This is a genomic window from Nonomuraea sp. NPDC049649, from assembly GCF_040675175.1.
Classification (GTDB): Bacteria; Actinomycetota; Actinomycetes; order Streptosporangiales; family Streptosporangiaceae; genus Nonomuraea.
On record NZ_JBFAOH010000007.1, the window covers coordinates 103,052 to 119,691 of the forward strand.

Here is a 16,640-nt window from a genome sequence, read left to right on the forward strand (position 1 = left end):
GGAACACGGAGACCGCCAATGACCCACGCCAGACCCCGCCGCCGGGCGCGGCGCATCCTCGCCCTGCTCGCCGCCACGGTGACCCTCCTCGCCATGCCGCTGGCCGGCACCGCCTCGGCACACGGCTCGGTCATCGACCCCGCCTCCCGCAACTACGGCTGCTGGGAGCGCTGGGGCCACGACTTCCAGAACCCCGCCATGCAGCAGCAGGACCCGATGTGCTGGCAGGCCTGGCAGGACAACCCCAACGCCATGTGGAACTGGAATGGCCTCTACCGCGACAACGTAGGCGGCAACCACCAGGCCGCCGTCCCCAACGGCCAGCTCTGCAGCGGCGGCCACGCCGAGGGCGGCCGCTACCGCTCCATGGACACCCCCGGCGCCTGGAAGACGACCAACCTCGGCAGCACGTTCAGCATCAACCTGTACGACCAGGCCCGCCACGGCGCCGACTACATCCGCGTCTACATCACCCGCCAGGGCTACAACGCCACCACGACCCCGCTCGGCTGGAACCACCTGGAACTCGTCCGCGAGACACCCCGGTACGCCCCCGCCGAGACCTACATGATCACCGGCCTCAACAAGGGGTCGCGCACTGGACGCCACGTGGTCTACACGGTCTGGAAGGCGTCCCACATGGACCAGACGTACTACATCTGCAGCGACGTCAACTTCAGCTGAAGTTACGCGCGGAAACTCCCGTTCGAGGGCACTCGGCACCTTGGAGAGCTCTGCGCCGAGAACGCGTCCATCGCCCGCCGGGCGCGGTTCGCCGCGTCCGGCGTTGGCGTCCCCGCTCTCATCTCCCGTGCCGATCCGTCAATCGATGCAGCTATAAGGCTTAGTGATACGCCTTTCTGGGCGATGCGGTGCATCGGCTGCTCGCGCGCCTGCGGCGAACATACACTGAGGTCATGTCCCGTCCATGGCTCCCCAGCAGACTGAAGGAGGATGCGTCGCGATGACGGCCGAACCGCACGGCATGCACCGCACGCCGGAGGAGATCCGGGCCGCACTGAATGCTGACCGCACCAGCCTCAGGACAGTCCGGGACGCGCTGCCGGCCGAGGACCAGGAGGCGTTCGATCACGCGTACTGGCACGCCATCGACAAGGCCAAGCTGAGCTACGACCTGAAGCCCGTCTTGGAGTTCCAGAAGCGCTGGTGGTGGATCGCATACGAAAAGGCCGACCCGGCAGAGTGCGCGGACACGATCGCGAGAGCCGAACGGGCCATGGAGTATCTGGAGCGAGGGGAGACGCCGCCTGGCGCCGTCATCGTGGACGACGCGTACAAGCAGCGCATGCGTGAACGCATCGAGCAAGGCGAGTAGGGGTGTACGAAGTCGCCTTGGACCCGCAGGCCGAGCGGGAGCGCGACGGGCTGCAGCCCGAGGCCTGCGCCGCCTTCATGGAGTTGCTTGCGATGCTGGAGGTCGCCCCCTGGGGCGGCAAGTCCTTCCGCGAGGACAGGCCGAAGGGCAACATGCTCACCCAGCCCTTCGGTGATGGCTTGGGTATGGCCACGTACTTCGTCCTGGAGGAGCGCCGTCTCGTCTACATCGTCCGCATCGCCTGGACGGGCTGACCTCACACATCCGCGCCCAGTGAATGCGGGCCGCACCTCGTAGGAGTCGACGACGCTGCGGAGACGCCCGACTGCCCGGCTCCGCCATGATTCCTTGCCCTACACGAGCGGCCGTGACAGAAGGGATCCGCGGCCAGCCCGCATGCTTCTAAGCGTTCGCATGTCTTGCCTGCTGCTGGGTGGTGAGTTCGGCATGGCACGGAACGACCTCGGGACGTCTCATCAGATGCTCCTTGCTCCGTCCGACGGCCCGGGCCTACTGCGGGAGAGAGTCGCCTTCGTCTTCGACCACGAAGCTGCCCATTCCGGGCTCGGTGTAGATCAGGCCGTCCTCACGGAGTTTCTTGTATACCTTCTGCGCGGTCACGTTGGCGATCTGAAACTCCGCTACCAGCTCCAGCACGGTGGGGATCTTGGAGCCGGGAGGGTACGTTCCGGCCTCGATCCGACCCCGAATGATCTCGTAAACCTGCCGCCACCTGGGGCGATTCGGCTTCAGCTCCACCACGGAGATCACAATAGGTCGCCGCAGAGTGAGTTAGCGATCTGCCGTATGACATGGCGTACTACAGCATGACCGCACTAGTGTTCTCCTCGTGACGTTCCGTGCTCGCGACGTCACAGTCCATCGAAGAGAGGAGAGCGCCTGAATGGATCTGTATGGCTGTCACCTAGAAGGGGTGTCGTTCAGCCGGGCATGCGGGGGTAACCAGCAGGAGGAGGAGATGGAGTCCTGTGTCCTGATCGCGCCGATCCCGGGTGTGGAGGACGCCTACGCGGTGCGTGACTCGAAGAACCCGGATGCCGGGACGCTCCGGTTCACCGGTGACGAGCTTCGCGCCGCCGGTCTGACCATCCTCTAGGCGTCACCCGTAAGACGGCGGTCCCTGCCTGATCCAAGCAAGCAGGGGCCGCCACCCCCTAACCGTATCGGGAGCGCCCGTGCACTGGCATGCCTACCAATGGGTCGGTCCTGGGGTAGAACGCGCCAATGAGGCCGACCGCCGCCCCGCCTCGCCCGAGTTCACCACTTCTTTGCTGCCGCCGATGCGGACCGGCGACTGGCTGCTCAAACCCCCATCACGGATCGCGGCCACCTTCGAGGAGGTGGTTTCGGCGGTGGCCTGGATGGCCGATGAGTACGCCAAGATACGCGCGGCGCTGCTGCTGCCCGAGCCGATCCCCCTCGAAGAACGCCTGGAGACCGCCCGTGACCTGCTGCCTCGCGGCGTGGACGTGCAGTGGGGCGAATGGCTGCACGGCGGACGGTTCATCACCATCGGCATCATCTGCTGCCCGAACCGGCATGTCCCTCACCCGTGCCCATCCCGGTCTTCCTGAGCGCTCGGAGGCCATGCATGCCGAAAGACGAGTGCGTGGGAACGCACCTGCCGCCCCTCCGAGAGGGCCACACCATGATCGACTGGTCGGATCCCGCACTCCGCTGCAGCTCGGTCCGGGTCCGGAGTCACACCTGCGACTGCGTCCCGACCGTGTACGAGCTATGCACGGCTGGCGGCCTGGCCCACATCCGCCGGACTGTGAGGTGGGCCGGCGGCAAGCGTGTCAGCGAGAGCCCCTGGCTTCCCGCCGCCGAAGCGATGCGGCTGTGGGACCGCCTGCTGGCAGGGGACGCGCTCTGACCTGGGCTCCGTCAGTCATCTTGAGGGATAGGGAATTTCGGGCCCCTCTGTCAGAGTCTTGATCATTAGGACGAATGTCCAGGCACCCGAACTGAAGGGGATATCGATGACCGCTGAGCCTGCCGTCAAGCAGCTGCGACTCGTGGTGGAGGCCGAGGATTACGAGGCGGCCGTCGCCTTCTTCCGGGATGTGCTGGGCCTACCGGAACAGGCGGCCTTCTCCGGAGGTGACGGGGCCGAGGTGGTCATCCTGGAGGCCGGACGGGCGACGCTGGAGATCGCGAACCCGGCGCAGAAGCGGATGATCGACGAGGTGGAGGTGGGGCGGCAGGTGGCACCCAAGTTCCGGGTCGCCTTCGAGGTGGACGACACCCGGGAGACCGTCGACCGTCTGAAGTCGGCCGGGGCCGATGAGGTCGCGCCGCCCACTGTCACGCCGTGGCAGTCGCTGAACGCTCGCCTGGACGCGCCGGGCGGCATGCACATCACCGTCTTCCAGGAACTGCGGACCCTTGAGGAGCGAGAAGCCCTCGACGGATTCGGCACCGGGACCTGACTATCAGGGTCGAAGCGTTCTCTCCTTGTACGTTGACGAGGCTGACTGGTGCAGGTGTCAAGGGGCGCTAATGACGAACGTGCCCCCTGAATCACCGACCTACTCGACCTGCTCACGCTGGCTGAAGTCCTGAATGCGCTGTCCGCCCCGCGCAGCAGCCGAGGACGCCGATATTGGTTCGGGCCCCTCCTGGCCTTAACCCGCCGAACCCGGCGGAAAGGTACCCCTATGACTTTCATCGATGACGTGCTCAGCGGTGAGGCATCGCTCGAGGACTTCGACAACTACTGGGATAAGTGGCATGAAGGCCTGACTGGACTCCCTGCGCACACGTATCTCGGAATGCTGTGGCCCGAATACGCTATGTGGGCCAACGACTCCGACGCACTCGCTTACATCGTCGCCGGCCGACGGGAAGGCAGGAATCTGCTCGAACACCTTGAGCACCAGAAGGACCGCGACCCGAAGGCCATGGAACTGTGGGACCTGGCCCATCGCCTCTACTCGGAGGAATGGCGCAATCCTGAACTGGCGCCACCTCCAAAATAATCGATCGACCCTCGCCTATCGCTGTGGGTCACGCGACCAGTCTTGTGTTCCAGTGGTGGCTCCGTGAAGTGAAACGGATGCCTCTATCATCATGGGCTTCCGTCAGAACGTTGATTGATGACACTGAGATCATGTTCGGTGATCGCATCCGGTCCGTGCTCTCAGCGTGATCAAAGCGGAGCAGTATCACGATGATGAAGAGGATCATCGCGGCTTTGGCGGTCTGTGGTGCTCTGCTGGCGGGGGGTGACTCTTCTCAGGCAGTGACCAAGGACCCCGTACAGACGCTTGATGCTCTTCTGACGCCGGGACGCGGCGTGCACTTCACCGAGGTAACCACCCTGTCAGGCGGCGGTGAACGGGTGGAGCGCCGGCGTACGGGCGTCTTCGAGTTTCATCCGAAGGGCGGCGTCAAGGGCCTTGATGTCACCACCACAGGGGGCGAGCACGGACGCGAGCGCGTTATCGGCTTCAGCCACGACGTGGGCGGCGCCAGCTACCAGTCCGGGGGCTTTGTAGGTAAGTGGCTGAAGGAGGGCAACGTCTGGTGGGAGGACTCTCACCAGTCCCACCTCTGGCACACAGAGTTACTTGGTTATGACGAGCAGCTCGTCAACCCGGCCGAGCCCGCGACCCTGGCCGCTCTGCTGAAGAACGGCAAACGGCGTGGGAAAACCTTTACGGGCGCTATCACCTTCAAGAAGCTTGAGCAGGCCTCCCTCTGGGCTCAGCACTCAACGCACATCAGCTGGGGTTCGGCCACCAAGCTCTCCTACACCATCACCCTGAACTCCAGAAACCAGGTCAGCAGGGTACGGAGCACGTTCACGATCGCCGAAGGCCTGGACGAACTGATAGGCAAGACCCTTCACGTCGACACCCGCTACAGCCGATGGGGCGGCAAGGTCTCCATCAAGGCGCCGGACCCTCGTAGGACGACCGCCGAACTCTGCATCGAGGGCATCTGTAATTGGCGCCTGCCGAGCTGACTGGCAAAGCGCAGTTCGAACGCATTGGACCGCACGTGGATGAAGACCTCCAGACGAAAGTGGTGTCCCGTGGTCCGGACTCGATCGTCCTAGAAGCTTCCAGCAAGGAGACGTCCACCGTCATTGAGGGTATGCGCGAAGCAGATCAGGAGTTGGAATCTCCAAGGAAGATGGGGAAAGGTATGCGGGACACGTCAGCGGCGCTCGTATGTCCTAGGTTCGGGGACGGAGTCATTGGCCAGTTCTATCTGCTGAAGCGTGGCGTCGGCCGATGGGGGAGGCATGATGTACGACAACGCTAAGGCCGCAAGAGTGAGAACTCTCGTGGTTGCTCATTCGGGAGAACTCGTACCGGTCGAAAGCTGCGATGTCCAGTTCTGTCGAGATAGGTGCATCCAAGGGGTCATCGAGTTTTACGTCGACGGTATTCGAATCCTTGGACATGAAGATGTCGACACGATTGATGCACTCTGGTCTCTCATGCTTACGTCTCTCAAGACCTTTATCGGGGGCGAGGACGTGGTCATCAATTTTCCTGAATGCAGGTACATGCTCGTATTGAAAAGAATCTCCGGCGGAAGGGTCGTCGTCAAGTTCGTGGACCGTGACGAGGAACGCGTCGCTTCGGGTCGTATAAGGAACGTGTTGGAGGCCTTGACGAGAGGTGCTGTAGATTTCTTTGAGGCGGCCCTGAATACGCTTCCTGTAGATGAATGGACGTATAGGCGGGATTTCAATGCAGCCGTTCGACTGCATGAGGAATCTGCATACTTTGACCTCGATGACTCACGGGGTGGCCCAGAGCCGAAGCGTTCTCCGCTGAAGAGGGCATCACGGGATGACGTAGCACAGCTTTGAAGGTCATCGCCGACTTCGGGGGCACGTGGCAACGAGTCGCCTGGCTGGCCCTGCCGAGATCCCGAGGCGGAGCGGTACTCGCTTGCGATGACAATCGACCGAGCAGTCACCGAACGGACGCCTCGATGACCGTGGCGCTCAGGGGGGCAGGGTAGCCACCTGCTCTCCGGTGAGCAGGTCGGTACTAGGCAAGGCGGCGGGACTGTGGCGGCTCGTCGGCGATGTGGTTGGTGACAGGCCCAGGCTTCTGTGCCCGCTCGGCCCGGCAGTAATGATCGATATAGGCTTGATGCCACCGTCGGGCCTCGGCTACGGTCTCCTCGCCGCCAGAGTTGGCCACGATGTCGGCGCGGACCTCGCTCCACTTGCGAAAACTCGTCATCACTCCTTCTCCTCAGCTTCGCGTTCGGCCAAGTACTTCGCGTGCAGCTCACTGGATGGCAGGGGATGCGCGAAAGCCCTCGTGTACAAAAGTCTGTTTCTATGGCAGTAAGGGCGTGTATGCAAAGTCGTCCGCACAGCTAAGAAGCGTAATGGAGAGGGGGCTCTCGGGGTGGCTAGGACAGCAGTGTACGGGAGTCCGCTCTATGCGTACTTTCTCTTGTTGAAAGTTTTTGTACAGGGGGAAATTGACGCCTTAGAATTCGAGGTCATATTTCTACGCCTATACAAAAATGATCCAGAGATGTGGCCTCCTGAGGTCTTTGAGATTCTCGAATCCCTGTTTGGTGTGGTGGACGAATACTGTAGTGATCCGCACTTGAGGGAGGAGGCAGGAGGCCTCAGTGATGAAGATTTGCGAGCGGCAGCCGTGAGTGCGTTGGCGAATCTTGAACGTGTCATTGATGCAGGTCAACCTCGATGACTGCGGCGCTCAGGGGAGGCAGGGCAATCGTCTCCGCCACCTGCTCTCCGGTAAGCAGGTCGGTGCCGGGGAAAGGCAGCGGAACGGTGGCGGGCTCGTCGGCGCTGTGGTTCATAAGGAAGAGGTACTTGTCCCCTCTGATCGTGCACTCCACATGCGAGGGAACCCCGGCGAACGCCGACTCCACCCCCGCGTCCCGTACGGCATCCACCAGCACTTCACCGAAGGCGGACTCCTCCAGCAACGTGGCGAAATAAACCACCCGCCCCGAGCCGAACCCGTTCTCCACAACGGCCGCACGCCCCGCCAGCAGCCCATCCTGATAAACCGCCAGAGGCTTCCCGCTCTCCAGGTGGAGGTCCTCACGCCACCAGGTAGACGTCGTCACCCGGCCGTCGGTGAACTCCACGGTGAACGTCTCGCCAGACCGGGCCGGCCAGTATTCGTCGATTTTGGCGCCGATCAGCTCGCGGAACGCCCCCGGATACCCGTCCGGCCTGACTCGGTTGCAGGAGTCCACCACGCCGGAGAAGAACGACATGATGACCGTCTCGCCGTTGCGGGCGAACTCGTGGATGGCCGACACCCCGGCGTCGTCGATCAAATACGCGTTGGGGACGATCAGGACCTTGTACGAGGAGAGGTCGCTGGAGGTGGAGACCACATCCACCGGGATGTGTTCCTGCCAGAGCGGCGTGTAGTGACGCATGGCCGTGTCCGCGTAGCTGAAGTCATTACGCGGCAGGCCGTACATCTCCTCCAGCCCCCACCATCCGTTCCAGTCGAACAGCATCGCCACGTCGGCCCGCATGGTGGTGCCGGCGACCCCCGACAGCAGCCGCAGCTCGCGGCCCAGGTCGACGACCTCGCGGAAGGTGCGGGAGGTCGGCCCGGAGTGGGGGAGCATCGCGGAGTGGAAGCGCTCCTGGCCGCCGCGGCTGGCCCGCCACTGGAAGAACATGACCGAGTCGGCGCCGCGCGACAGCGCCTGCAGCGACCCGAGCCGCATCCGGCCGGGCTCCTTGACGATGTTGAGCTTCCACTGGCTCACCGCGGAGGCGGCCTGTTCCATCAGCATCCAGGGCTGCCCGCCCTTCAGCGAACGGAGCAGGTCGTACTGGAAGGCGGCGGAGACATGCGAGGTCGGGTCGGCGGGGTCGGGGTAGATGTCGAGGGCGGCCGCGTCCTCCTCCGGCGCCCAGCGCCAGTAGTCGGCATTGCGATAAAAACGCATAAAGTTGGTCATCACGGGAATGTCCGACCGATACGACCGGACGATGTCCCGCTCGGCGATGAAGCACTCCAGCAGCGCGTCCGAGGTGAAGCGCTTGAAGTCGAGCCGCCGCGCCGGGTTCGACCACGACCGCGGGATGTTCGGCACCTCGATCTGCTCCCAGTCGGTGTAGACCTGCCCCCAGAACCGGGTGGTCCACGCCTCGTTCAGCGCGTCGAGGCCGCCGTACCTGCGCTGCAGCCACTCCCGGAACGCGGCCGAACTGGCCTCGTTGTACGCGGTCGGACCGTACTCGTTGCTGATGTGCCACATGGCCAGCGCCGGGTGGTACGAGTACCGCTCGGCCAGCTTGTCCGTGATCGCCGCCGCGTACCGCCGGTAGATGGGGGAGGACGGGTCGTAGTGCAGCCGGCTGCCGAACCCGAACGGCTCCCCGTCCGCCATGATCGGGAAGACCTCGGGATGCAGGTGGGTGAGCCAGACCGGGGGCGCGGCGGTCGGGGTGGCCAGGTTGACCGCGATGCCGCCTTCGTGCAGCAGGTCCATGACCTCGTCCAGCCAGCCGAACTCGTACTTGCCCGGCTCCGGCTCCAGCGAGGCCCAGGCGAAGATGCCCAGCGAGACGACGTTCACCCCGGCCTCGCGCATGAGCCGCACGTCCTCCCGCCACACGGACGGGTCCCACTGCTCGGGGTTGTAGTCGCCGCCGTACGCCAGCCCGCCGACGCGGCTCCTGAACGCGGCCATCCGGGTACGAGACATGGCGCTCCACAGTGATTCAGCGCTGACAGAAGGTGGATCGAAGCCGCGCAACGTCCGAAAGTTTCAAATGGAGTTGCCGGAAATTTGGCTCTAACCTGTTGCGTTACGGTAGGCTCCGCTTCGCGGCCATGTCAACAGGCCGCGAGCGCTCCCAGGGGGTTCCGTGCAACGCGCCACGCTCGCCGACATCGCCGCGACCGCGGGTGTCTCCGTGCCCACGGTCTCCAAGGTCCTCAGCGGGCGGAAGCACGTCTCGCCCGCCACCCGCGACCGGGTGCTGGAGGCGGCCAAAGCCCACGGTTACGAGTCGCCGCGACCGCCGGGCGGCCCGCGGGCGGGCATCGTCGACCTGCTCATCAACGGCCTCGGCTCGCCCTGGGCGCACGTGCTCATCGAGGGCGCCGAGGCGGCCGCCGCGCGCTGGGGTTTCTCGCTGGTGGTGACCTCCTCCTACCGCCCCGACTTCGACCGGCGGCGCTGGGTCGGCGCGCTGCGCAAACGCGGCACCGACGGCATCGTGCTGGTGCTGTCGAGGGCCGACCAGGAGGAGATCGACGCGATCAAGGACCTGCTCCACGTTCCGCTCGTGCTGCTCGACCCGGTCGGCCAGCGCGACGTGGGGCTGTCGGCCGTCGGCGCCACCAACTGGACCGGCGGCGTGCAGGCGACCACCCACCTGCTGGAGCTCGGCCACCGGCGGATCGGCTTCATCGGCGGCCCGCTCGACAAGCAGTGCACGCGCGACCGCTACGAGGGCTACCTCGCCGCCCACCGCAGCTTCGGCATCGACCCCGACCCGGACCTGACCCGCTACGGCGACTTCGCCATCTCGGGCGGCCGGCTCCACGGCGGCGAGCTGCTCGACCGTCCCGACCGGCCGACCGCGGTCTTCGCCGGCTCCGACTTGCAGGCCGCCGGGGTCTACCACGCCGCCGCCGAGCGGGGGCTCCGCGTGCCCGACGACCTGTCGATCGTCGGCTTCGACGACGGGCCGTCGTGCGAGATGATGGCGCCGCCGCTCACCACCGTGCGCCAGCCCCTCGACGAGATGGCCAACGAGGCGATCCGCCTGGTCCACGAGGAGCTCACTCACCCGCGCTCCACCGGCACCCGCATCGAGCTCGCCACGAGCCTCGTGGTGCGGAGCAGCACCGCCCCTCCCGCTCGCTGACTCTGAAACTTTCCGGAAAGTCCGGGGGCGCCCGTGGCGTCGTCGCAGCTTCGGCATGCCCGCAGACCTGGCCCTCTGAGTGGACTCTTGACAGGTCTCGACGCCGCGCCTTAAGTTGCCGCACTATTAACGCGTATCCGAAAATTTTCGGCAACAACCGGCATTCCGGTTTCCGTCCGGAGGTCGGCCGAGAGGATGGCATGACGGGCCAGGCACCCCCCAACATCACGCCCGGCGAGAATCCCCCCTGGCAAGACCGGAAGCTGACGCCCGCCCAGCGGGCCGACGCCCTCATCCCGCTCATGACGCTGGAAGAGAAGGTAGCCCAGCTGGTGGGAGTGTGGGCCGGCGCCGACCCATCGGGGGACGGCGTCGCCCCACGCCAGTCGGACATGAACGTCGTCGACTGGGCGACGGTCATCCGCCACGGCCTGGGCCAGCTCACCCGCCCCTACGGGACCGCCCCCGTTGACCCCGAGGCGGGCGCCCGGTCCCTGGACGCCTCCCAGCGGGAGATCATGGCGGCCAACCGGTTCGGCATCCCCGCCCAGGTGCACGAGGAGTGCCTGACCGGCTTCTCCGCCTGGCGGGCGACCGTCTACCCGGCGCCGCTGAGCTGGGGCGCCTCCTTCGACCCCGAACTCGTCGAGGAGATGGCGGGCCGGATCGGGCGCTCCATGCGCGCCGCCGGCGTCCACCAGGGCCTCTCGCCCGTCCTCGACGTGACCCGCGACTACCGCTGGGGCCGCACCGAGGAGACCATCGGCGAGGACCCGCACCTGGTCGGCACCATCGCAGCCGCGTACGTGCGAGGCCTGGAGAACGCCGGCATCGTCGCCACCCTCAAGCACTTCGCCGGATACGCCTCCTCCCGCGGCGGCCGCAACCTCGCCCCCACCCACATGGGCCCCCGCGAACTGGCCGACATCGTCCTGCCGCCCTTCGAGATGGCGCTCCGCCTCGGCGGCGCCCGGTCCGTGATGAACTCGTACTCGGAGATCGACGGCGTCCCGGTGGCCGCCGACGAGGACCTGCTCACCGGGCTGCTGCGCGACGAATGGGGCTTCACCGGCACGGTCGTCGCCGACTACTTCGCCATCCGCTTCCTGGAGACCCTGCACGGCGTCGCCGCGGACGGCGCCGAGGCGGCCGGCCTCGCCCTCCGCGCCGGCATCGACGTCGAACTCCCCACCGTCGACACCTTCGCCGAACCCCTCATCGAAGCGGTCAAGTCCGGCGCCGTCAGCGAATCCCTCGTCGACCGCGCCCTCCACCGCGTCCTCACCCAGAAGGCCGAACTCGGCCTCCTCGACCCGGACTGGCAGCCCATCCCCGCCCCCAGCGCGGGCGCGGCCGGTGATGTGAACGACACACCCGCCTCGGATGACACCGCCCCCACTGCGGACGCGTCGGCCTCCGGTGGCGTCACCCCCGCTATCAACGCGCCTGCCTCCGGCGGCGCGGATGTTGGTGTGGAGGCGCAGGCTGGCGGTGGTGTGGGTGACGCGTCGGCCGTCGGCGGCGTCGCTCCCACTGTTGGCGCGCGCGATTCCGGCGGCGCGGGTAACGGCGGGCAGGTCGTCGGCCACCGTACGGACGCGTCCGGCGGCACGAATGACGGTGTGGGCGTTTCCGGAACCCCCGGCGGTGGGTTGCGGCTGGATGACGAGGAGTCTCAGGAGCTGGCGTTGCGGCTGGCCCGGGAGTCGGTGGTGCTGCTGCGGAACGACGGGGTGCTGCCGCTGGCGGACGGGCGGCGGGTCGCCCTGGTGGGGCCGGTGGCCGACGATCCGATGGCGATGCTCGGCTGCTACGCCTTCCCGAACCATGTGGCGCCGCACCATCCGGGGTACGAGCTCGGCCTGGAGATCGCGTCGCTGCGGGAGGAACTGGCCAGGCTCGTCCCCGATCTCACGTACGCGCAGGGCTGCGACGTCCGCGGCGAGGACACCTCAGGCATCGCGGCGGCCGTCGAAGCGGCGGCCGGGAGCGACGTGTGCGTGCTCGCGGTCGGCGACCGGGCCGGGCTGTTCGGCCGCGGCACGTCCGGCGAGGGCTGCGACGCCGCCGACCTGACCCTGCCGGGCGTGCAGGCCGAGCTGGTACGGGCCGTCCTCGCCACGGGCACCCCGGTGGTGCTGGTGCTGCTGGCGGGCCGCCCGTACGCGCTGGGCCCGGAGACGGACGCGGCCGCGGCCGTGGTGTTCGGTTTCTTCCCCGGCCAGCTCGGCGGAAGGGCGCTGGCCGAGGTGCTCACCGGCGCGGTGAACCCGTCGGGCCGGCTGCCGGTGAGCGTCCCCCGCGACGCGGGCGGGCTGCCGGCCACCTACCTGTCGCCGCCGCTCGGGCAGCGCACCGACGTGTCGTCCGTCGACCCGACCCCGGCCTTCCCGTTCGGTCACGGCCTGAGCTACACCGCCTTCGAGTGGACGGGGGCGGAGAGCGGCGGCGAGTGGCCCGTGGACGGCGAGACGGAGGTGTCCGTCACCGTCCGCAACACGGGGGAGCGCCCCGGCGCCGAGATCGTCCAGCTCTACCTGCACGACCCGGTCGCCCAGACCACCCGCCCGGTCGTCCGCCTCATCGGGTACGCCCGCGTACCGCTGGAGCCGGGCGAGGCGGCGAGGGTGACCTTCACCGTCCACGCCGACCTCACCTCGTTCACCGGCGTGCGCGGCAGGCGGGTCGTCGAGCCGGGCGACGTCGAGCTGCGCCTGGCCCGCTCCAGCGGAGACGTCGCGGCGGCGCTGCCGCTGCGCATGACGGGCGCCGAGCGCGAGACCGGCCACGACCGCCGTCTGCTGCCGGAGGTGCGCATGGACCACAGCACGACCAGCAAGCCCAGCATGACCGGCGCCGGCCGGAGAGAGGGAGCACCGGAGGTCAGATGAGCGCAACCGACACGGTCCCCCCGGAGAGCAAGGAACGGGCCGGGCCAGGCCGCCGCGCCAAACGGCCCCGCACCAGCTGGGGGCGGGCGATCCGCCGCGACTGGCAGCTCTACACCCTGGCGATCCTGCCGCTGGCGTTCTTCCTGATCTTCCGGTACACGCCGATGCTCGGCAACGTCATCGCGTTCCGCAAGTTCGAGCCGGGCGGCAGCATCTTCGGCGAGGAGTGGGTGGGCCTGCGCTACGTGCGCATGTTCCTGGACGACCCCACTTTCTGGACCGTGTTCACCAACACGCTCGTCCTCGGCGGGCTGACGCTGCTGTTCTGCTTCCCGCTGCCGATCGTGCTCGCGCTGCTGCTCAACGAGGTCCGCACCCGGGCGCTCAAGCGGTTCCTGCAGTCGGTCTCCTACCTGCCGCACTTCCTGTCGATCGTGATCGTGGCCGGCATCGTCATGCAGATGACGTCGATCGACGGCCCGATCAACCAGTTGCTGAAGGTGCTGGGCGAGGAGCCGGTGCCGTTCCTGCAGCGGCCGGAGTGGTTCCGGACGATCTACGTCACGTCGGAGATGTGGCAGACGGTCGGCTGGGGGACGATCCTCTATCTCGCCGCGCTGACCACGATCGACGACCATCTGTACGAGGCGGCCCGGATCGACGGCGCCGGCCGGTGGCGGCAGATCTGGCACGTCACCCTGCCGGGCATCCGGCCGACCATCGTGACGCTGCTGATCCTCAACATCGGCACGTTCATGGCGGTGGGCTTCGAGAAGGTCCTGCTGCTGTACAACCCGCTGACGTACCCGACCGCCGACGTGATCACGACCTACCTGTACCGGATGGGCGTGGAGTCCAGCAGCCTCAGCTACGCCGCCGCGATCGGCCTGTTCGAGGCGCTGATCGGGATCGTGCTCATCACCTCGGCGAACGTGATCTCCCGCCGCACAGTAGGGACGAGCCTGTGGTGACGCTGGACAGAAGCCCCGGCTACCGCGTGTTCCGGTGGATCAACGCGCTGGTCCTCACCGGCGTGGTGATCGTCACGCTGTATCCGTTCGCGAACATCATCTCGCGCTCCTTCAGCGAGGAGCAGTACATCGTCACCGGGCAGGTCAACCTGCTCCCGCGCGGGTTTAACCTCTCGACCTACAAGGTCGTGATCTCGGACCCGATGTTCTGGACGAACTACCGCAACACGGTGATCTACACCGTCGTCGCCACGGCCATCGCCATGTTCCTGACGACGTGTTACGCGTACGTGCTGTCGAAGAAGCACCTCAAGGGGCGCACGGTCCTGATCTGGATCGCCGTGTTCACCATGATCTTCTCCGGCGGCCTGATCCCGCAGTACGTGCTGGTCAACAGCCTCGGCCTGACCAACACCCTCTGGGCCATCGTGCTGCCCAACGCCATCAGCGTCTTCAACCTGCTGGTCATGAAGGCGTTCTTCGAGAACCTGCCGGGAGATCTGGAGGAGGCCGCCGCCATCGACGGCCTCAACACCTACGGCATCCTGTGGCGCATCGTGCTGCCGCTGTCGAAGGCGGTCATCGCCACGATGGTGCTCTTCTACTCGGTCTCGTTCTGGAACTCCTGGTTCACCGCGTTCCTGTACCTGCACGAGCAGGAGCTGTTCCCGGTCACCATCTACCTGCGCAACCTCATCGCCGGGGCCACGACCTCGGAGTCCTACGGCCTGGCGGCCGGCGACGTGACACAGGCGGCGTCGAACATCCAGTCGGTGGCGATCATGCTCACCGTCCTGCCCATCCTGGCGGTCTACCCCTTCGTCCAGAGGTACTTCGTGTCCGGAGTCATGCTCGGCGCGGTCAAGGGATAGGCGTCACCCAACCCCCCACGGCAAAGGAGTCACCCGATGCGTGACATGACACGACGAAAGGCGCTCATCGGATTGAGCGCGCTCACCCTCGTACTCGCGGGCTGCGGCGGCGGGGGCGACGGCGGAGAGGCCGCGGACCCGGCCGCCGACTCGTCCCTGAGCAGGGCGGGCGCGATGGCCGACTTCGGGGTCAACCAGCAGTTCAAGGCCACCGAGCCGCTCGAGTTCGAGGTGCTCTACAACAACCACTCGTTCTACCCGAACAAGAACGACTGGCTGTTCTGGGAAGAGCTCACCAAGCGGACCAACGTGAAGATCAAGCCCATCGAGGTGCCGCTCAGCGACTACGAGCAGAAGCGCGGCCTGCTCGTGGGCTCCGGCCAGGCCCCGCTCATCATCCCGAAGACCTATCCGGGGCAGGAGGACACCTTCGTCTCCTCCGGCGCGATCCTGCCGGTCAGCGACTACATCGACCTGATGCCGAACTTCAAGGACAAGGTCGCCAAGTGGCGGCTGGAGCCTGAGCTGAACACCCGCCGGCAGGCCGACGGCCGCTTCTACCTGCTGCCCGGCCTGCACGAGAACGTCTGGGTCGACTACACCCTGGCCGTCAGGACCGACATCATGGAGGAGCTCAATCTGGAGGTCCCGAAGACCTGGGACGAGCTCTACGAGGTGCTCAAGGCCATGAAGGCCAAGTACCCGGACCGCTACCCGATGACCGACCGGTGGGGCGACCCCACCCCGGGCGGCAACCTGTTCAAGCTCGTCGCCCAGGCGTACGGCACCAAGGGCGGCTGGGAGTACCAGCACGCGACCTGGGACCCCGCGGCCGGCAAGTTCGCCTACACCGGCGCCATGCCGCAGTACAAGCAGATGATCGAGTACCTCCACAAGCTGGTGGAGGAGAAGCTGATCGACCCCGAGTCCTTCACCCAGCAGGATGAGCCGGCCAAGCAGAAGTTCAACTCCGGCAAGTCCTTCGTGATCAGCACGAACGCGCAGACCCTGATCAACGACTACCGGGGGCCGCTGGAGAAGGCCGTCAAGGGCGCCAAGGTCGCCAAGATCCCGGTGCCGATGGGCCCGGTCGGCGAGTACAAGATCGGCACCCGGCTGGAGAACGGCATCATGATCTCCAGCAAGGCGAAGGACCACCCGAACTTCGTGGCCATGATGCAGTTCATCGACTGGCTGTGGTACTCCGACGAGGGCCAGGAGTTCGCCAAGTGGGGCGTCGAGGGCACCACCTACACCAAGGACTCCGACGGCAACTACAAGATCGCTGACGACATCGACTTCATCGGGCTCAACCCGGACGCCTCCAAGCACCTGCAGAAGGACTTCGGCTTCGGCAACGGCGTGTTCGCCTACGGCGGCACCACCCAGCTGCTCCAGTCCACCTTCTCCGAGGAGGAGAAGGAGTTCCAGGACGTGATGAACGCCAGGCAGCAGTGGCCGGTCGACCCGCCGCACCCGTTCACCGACGAGGAGCGCGAGCGCTCCACGCTCTGGGAGACGCCGCTGAAGGACCACGTCACCCAGAACACGCTCAAGTTCATCCTCGGCGAGCGCGACCTCAGCGAGTGGGACGCCTACGTCAAGGAGCTCGAAGCCAAGAACATGACCGCCTACATCGACCTGGTCAACGCCGCGGCCGAGCGGTTCAAGAAGGAGCACGGCTGAGCC

General features: G+C 66.3%; 18 protein-coding genes. 15 read left to right on the forward strand and 3 right to left on the reverse strand.

Annotation, left to right across the window (positions count from 1 at the left end; all coding sequences use genetic code 11):
• Positions 1-18: 18 nt before the first annotated feature.
• The 3 genes from AB0J42_RS12220 (at position 19) to AB0J42_RS12230 (ending at position 1,590) form a co-directional block, all read left to right on the forward strand.
• A complete protein-coding gene (locus AB0J42_RS12220) occupies positions 19-684 on the forward strand; it encodes a lytic polysaccharide monooxygenase (protein WP_364292134.1) in 666 nt (221 codons plus the stop codon).
• A gap of 280 nt (positions 685-964) precedes the next feature.
• Positions 965-1,336 carry a DUF6247 family protein gene (locus AB0J42_RS12225; RefSeq protein WP_364292137.1) on the forward strand — a complete coding sequence of 124 codons (372 nt, stop codon included), beginning with the start codon at positions 965-967 and terminating at the stop codon, positions 1,334-1,336.
• A gap of 2 nt (positions 1,337-1,338) precedes the next feature.
• Complete coding sequence (locus AB0J42_RS12230) at positions 1,339-1,590, forward strand: hypothetical protein (protein ID WP_364292139.1); 252 nt, start codon at positions 1,339-1,341, stop codon at positions 1,588-1,590.
• Between the two features lie 256 nt (positions 1,591-1,846).
• On the opposite strand, the gene AB0J42_RS12235 is transcribed toward AB0J42_RS12230, so the two are convergent.
• Complete coding sequence (locus AB0J42_RS12235; RefSeq protein ID WP_364292142.1) at positions 1,847-2,098, reverse strand: winged helix-turn-helix domain-containing protein; 252 nt, start codon at positions 2,096-2,098, stop codon at positions 1,847-1,849.
• 217 nt (positions 2,099-2,315) lie between these two features.
• Between AB0J42_RS12235 and AB0J42_RS12240 the strand changes: the two genes are divergently transcribed.
• The 6 genes from AB0J42_RS12240 (at position 2,316) to AB0J42_RS12265 (ending at position 6,185) form a co-directional block, all read left to right on the forward strand.
• Positions 2,316-2,453 (forward strand): DUF397 domain-containing protein, encoded by a 138-nt coding sequence (locus AB0J42_RS12240; protein WP_364292145.1) that lies wholly within the window; start codon positions 2,316-2,318, stop codon positions 2,451-2,453.
• Between the two features lie 79 nt (positions 2,454-2,532).
• Positions 2,533-2,931: a hypothetical protein gene (locus AB0J42_RS12245; RefSeq protein ID WP_364292148.1), complete on the forward strand. Its 399-nt coding sequence runs from the start codon at positions 2,533-2,535 to the stop codon at positions 2,929-2,931.
• 408 nt (positions 2,932-3,339) lie between these two features.
• The gene (locus tag AB0J42_RS12250; RefSeq protein WP_364292151.1) at positions 3,340-3,789 is read left to right on the forward strand and encodes a VOC family protein; all 450 of its coding nucleotides are present in this window, start codon (positions 3,340-3,342) and stop codon (positions 3,787-3,789) included.
• 228 nt (positions 3,790-4,017) lie between these two features.
• On the forward strand, positions 4,018-4,338 hold the full coding sequence (locus AB0J42_RS12255; protein ID WP_364292154.1) for a hypothetical protein: 321 nt from the start codon (positions 4,018-4,020) through the stop codon (positions 4,336-4,338).
• Positions 4,339-4,529: 191 nt separating this feature from the next.
• Complete coding sequence (locus AB0J42_RS12260) at positions 4,530-5,327, forward strand: hypothetical protein (protein ID WP_364292157.1); 798 nt, start codon at positions 4,530-4,532, stop codon at positions 5,325-5,327.
• Between the two features lie 282 nt (positions 5,328-5,609).
• Positions 5,610-6,185, forward strand: a complete 576-nt coding sequence (locus AB0J42_RS12265) for a hypothetical protein (protein ID WP_364292160.1) — start codon at positions 5,610-5,612, stop codon at positions 6,183-6,185.
• A gap of 184 nt (positions 6,186-6,369) precedes the next feature.
• On the opposite strand, the gene AB0J42_RS12270 is transcribed toward AB0J42_RS12265, so the two are convergent.
• The gene (locus AB0J42_RS12270; RefSeq protein WP_364292163.1) at positions 6,370-6,567 is read right to left on the reverse strand and encodes a hypothetical protein; all 198 of its coding nucleotides are present in this window, start codon (positions 6,565-6,567) and stop codon (positions 6,370-6,372) included.
• 186 nt (positions 6,568-6,753) lie between these two features.
• On the opposite strand from AB0J42_RS12270, the gene AB0J42_RS12275 reads away from it, so the two are divergent.
• On the forward strand, positions 6,754-7,050 hold the full coding sequence (locus tag AB0J42_RS12275; RefSeq protein ID WP_364292580.1) for a colicin immunity domain-containing protein: 297 nt from the start codon (positions 6,754-6,756) through the stop codon (positions 7,048-7,050).
• On the opposite strand, the gene AB0J42_RS12280 is transcribed toward AB0J42_RS12275, so the two are convergent.
• The gene (locus AB0J42_RS12280; RefSeq protein WP_364292166.1) at positions 7,025-9,046 is read right to left on the reverse strand and encodes a beta-galactosidase; all 2,022 of its coding nucleotides are present in this window, start codon (positions 9,044-9,046) and stop codon (positions 7,025-7,027) included. The two genes, AB0J42_RS12275 and AB0J42_RS12280, sit on opposite strands and share 26 nt — an antisense overlap.
• A 163-nt stretch (positions 9,047-9,209) precedes the next feature.
• Between AB0J42_RS12280 and AB0J42_RS12285 the strand changes: the two genes are divergently transcribed.
• From AB0J42_RS12285 to AB0J42_RS12305, 5 genes are all read left to right on the forward strand, one after another.
• Complete coding sequence (locus tag AB0J42_RS12285; protein ID WP_364292169.1) at positions 9,210-10,217, forward strand: LacI family DNA-binding transcriptional regulator; 1,008 nt, start codon at positions 9,210-9,212, stop codon at positions 10,215-10,217.
• Between the two features lie 200 nt (positions 10,218-10,417).
• A complete protein-coding gene (locus AB0J42_RS12290) occupies positions 10,418-13,108 on the forward strand; it encodes a glycoside hydrolase family 3 N-terminal domain-containing protein (protein ID WP_364292172.1) in 2,691 nt (896 codons plus the stop codon).
• On the forward strand, positions 13,105-14,079 hold the full coding sequence (locus AB0J42_RS12295; RefSeq protein WP_364292175.1) for an ABC transporter permease subunit: 975 nt from the start codon (positions 13,105-13,107) through the stop codon (positions 14,077-14,079). The genes AB0J42_RS12290 and AB0J42_RS12295 overlap by 4 nt, the downstream gene beginning before the upstream one ends.
• Positions 14,076-14,951 carry a carbohydrate ABC transporter permease gene (locus AB0J42_RS12300; protein WP_364292178.1) on the forward strand — a complete coding sequence of 292 codons (876 nt, stop codon included), beginning with the start codon at positions 14,076-14,078 and terminating at the stop codon, positions 14,949-14,951. The genes AB0J42_RS12295 and AB0J42_RS12300 overlap by 4 nt, the downstream gene beginning before the upstream one ends.
• A 45-nt stretch (positions 14,952-14,996) precedes the next feature.
• A complete protein-coding gene (locus AB0J42_RS12305) occupies positions 14,997-16,637 on the forward strand; it encodes an extracellular solute-binding protein (RefSeq protein ID WP_364292181.1) in 1,641 nt (546 codons plus the stop codon).
• The last annotated feature ends 3 nt before the right edge of the window (positions 16,638-16,640 follow it).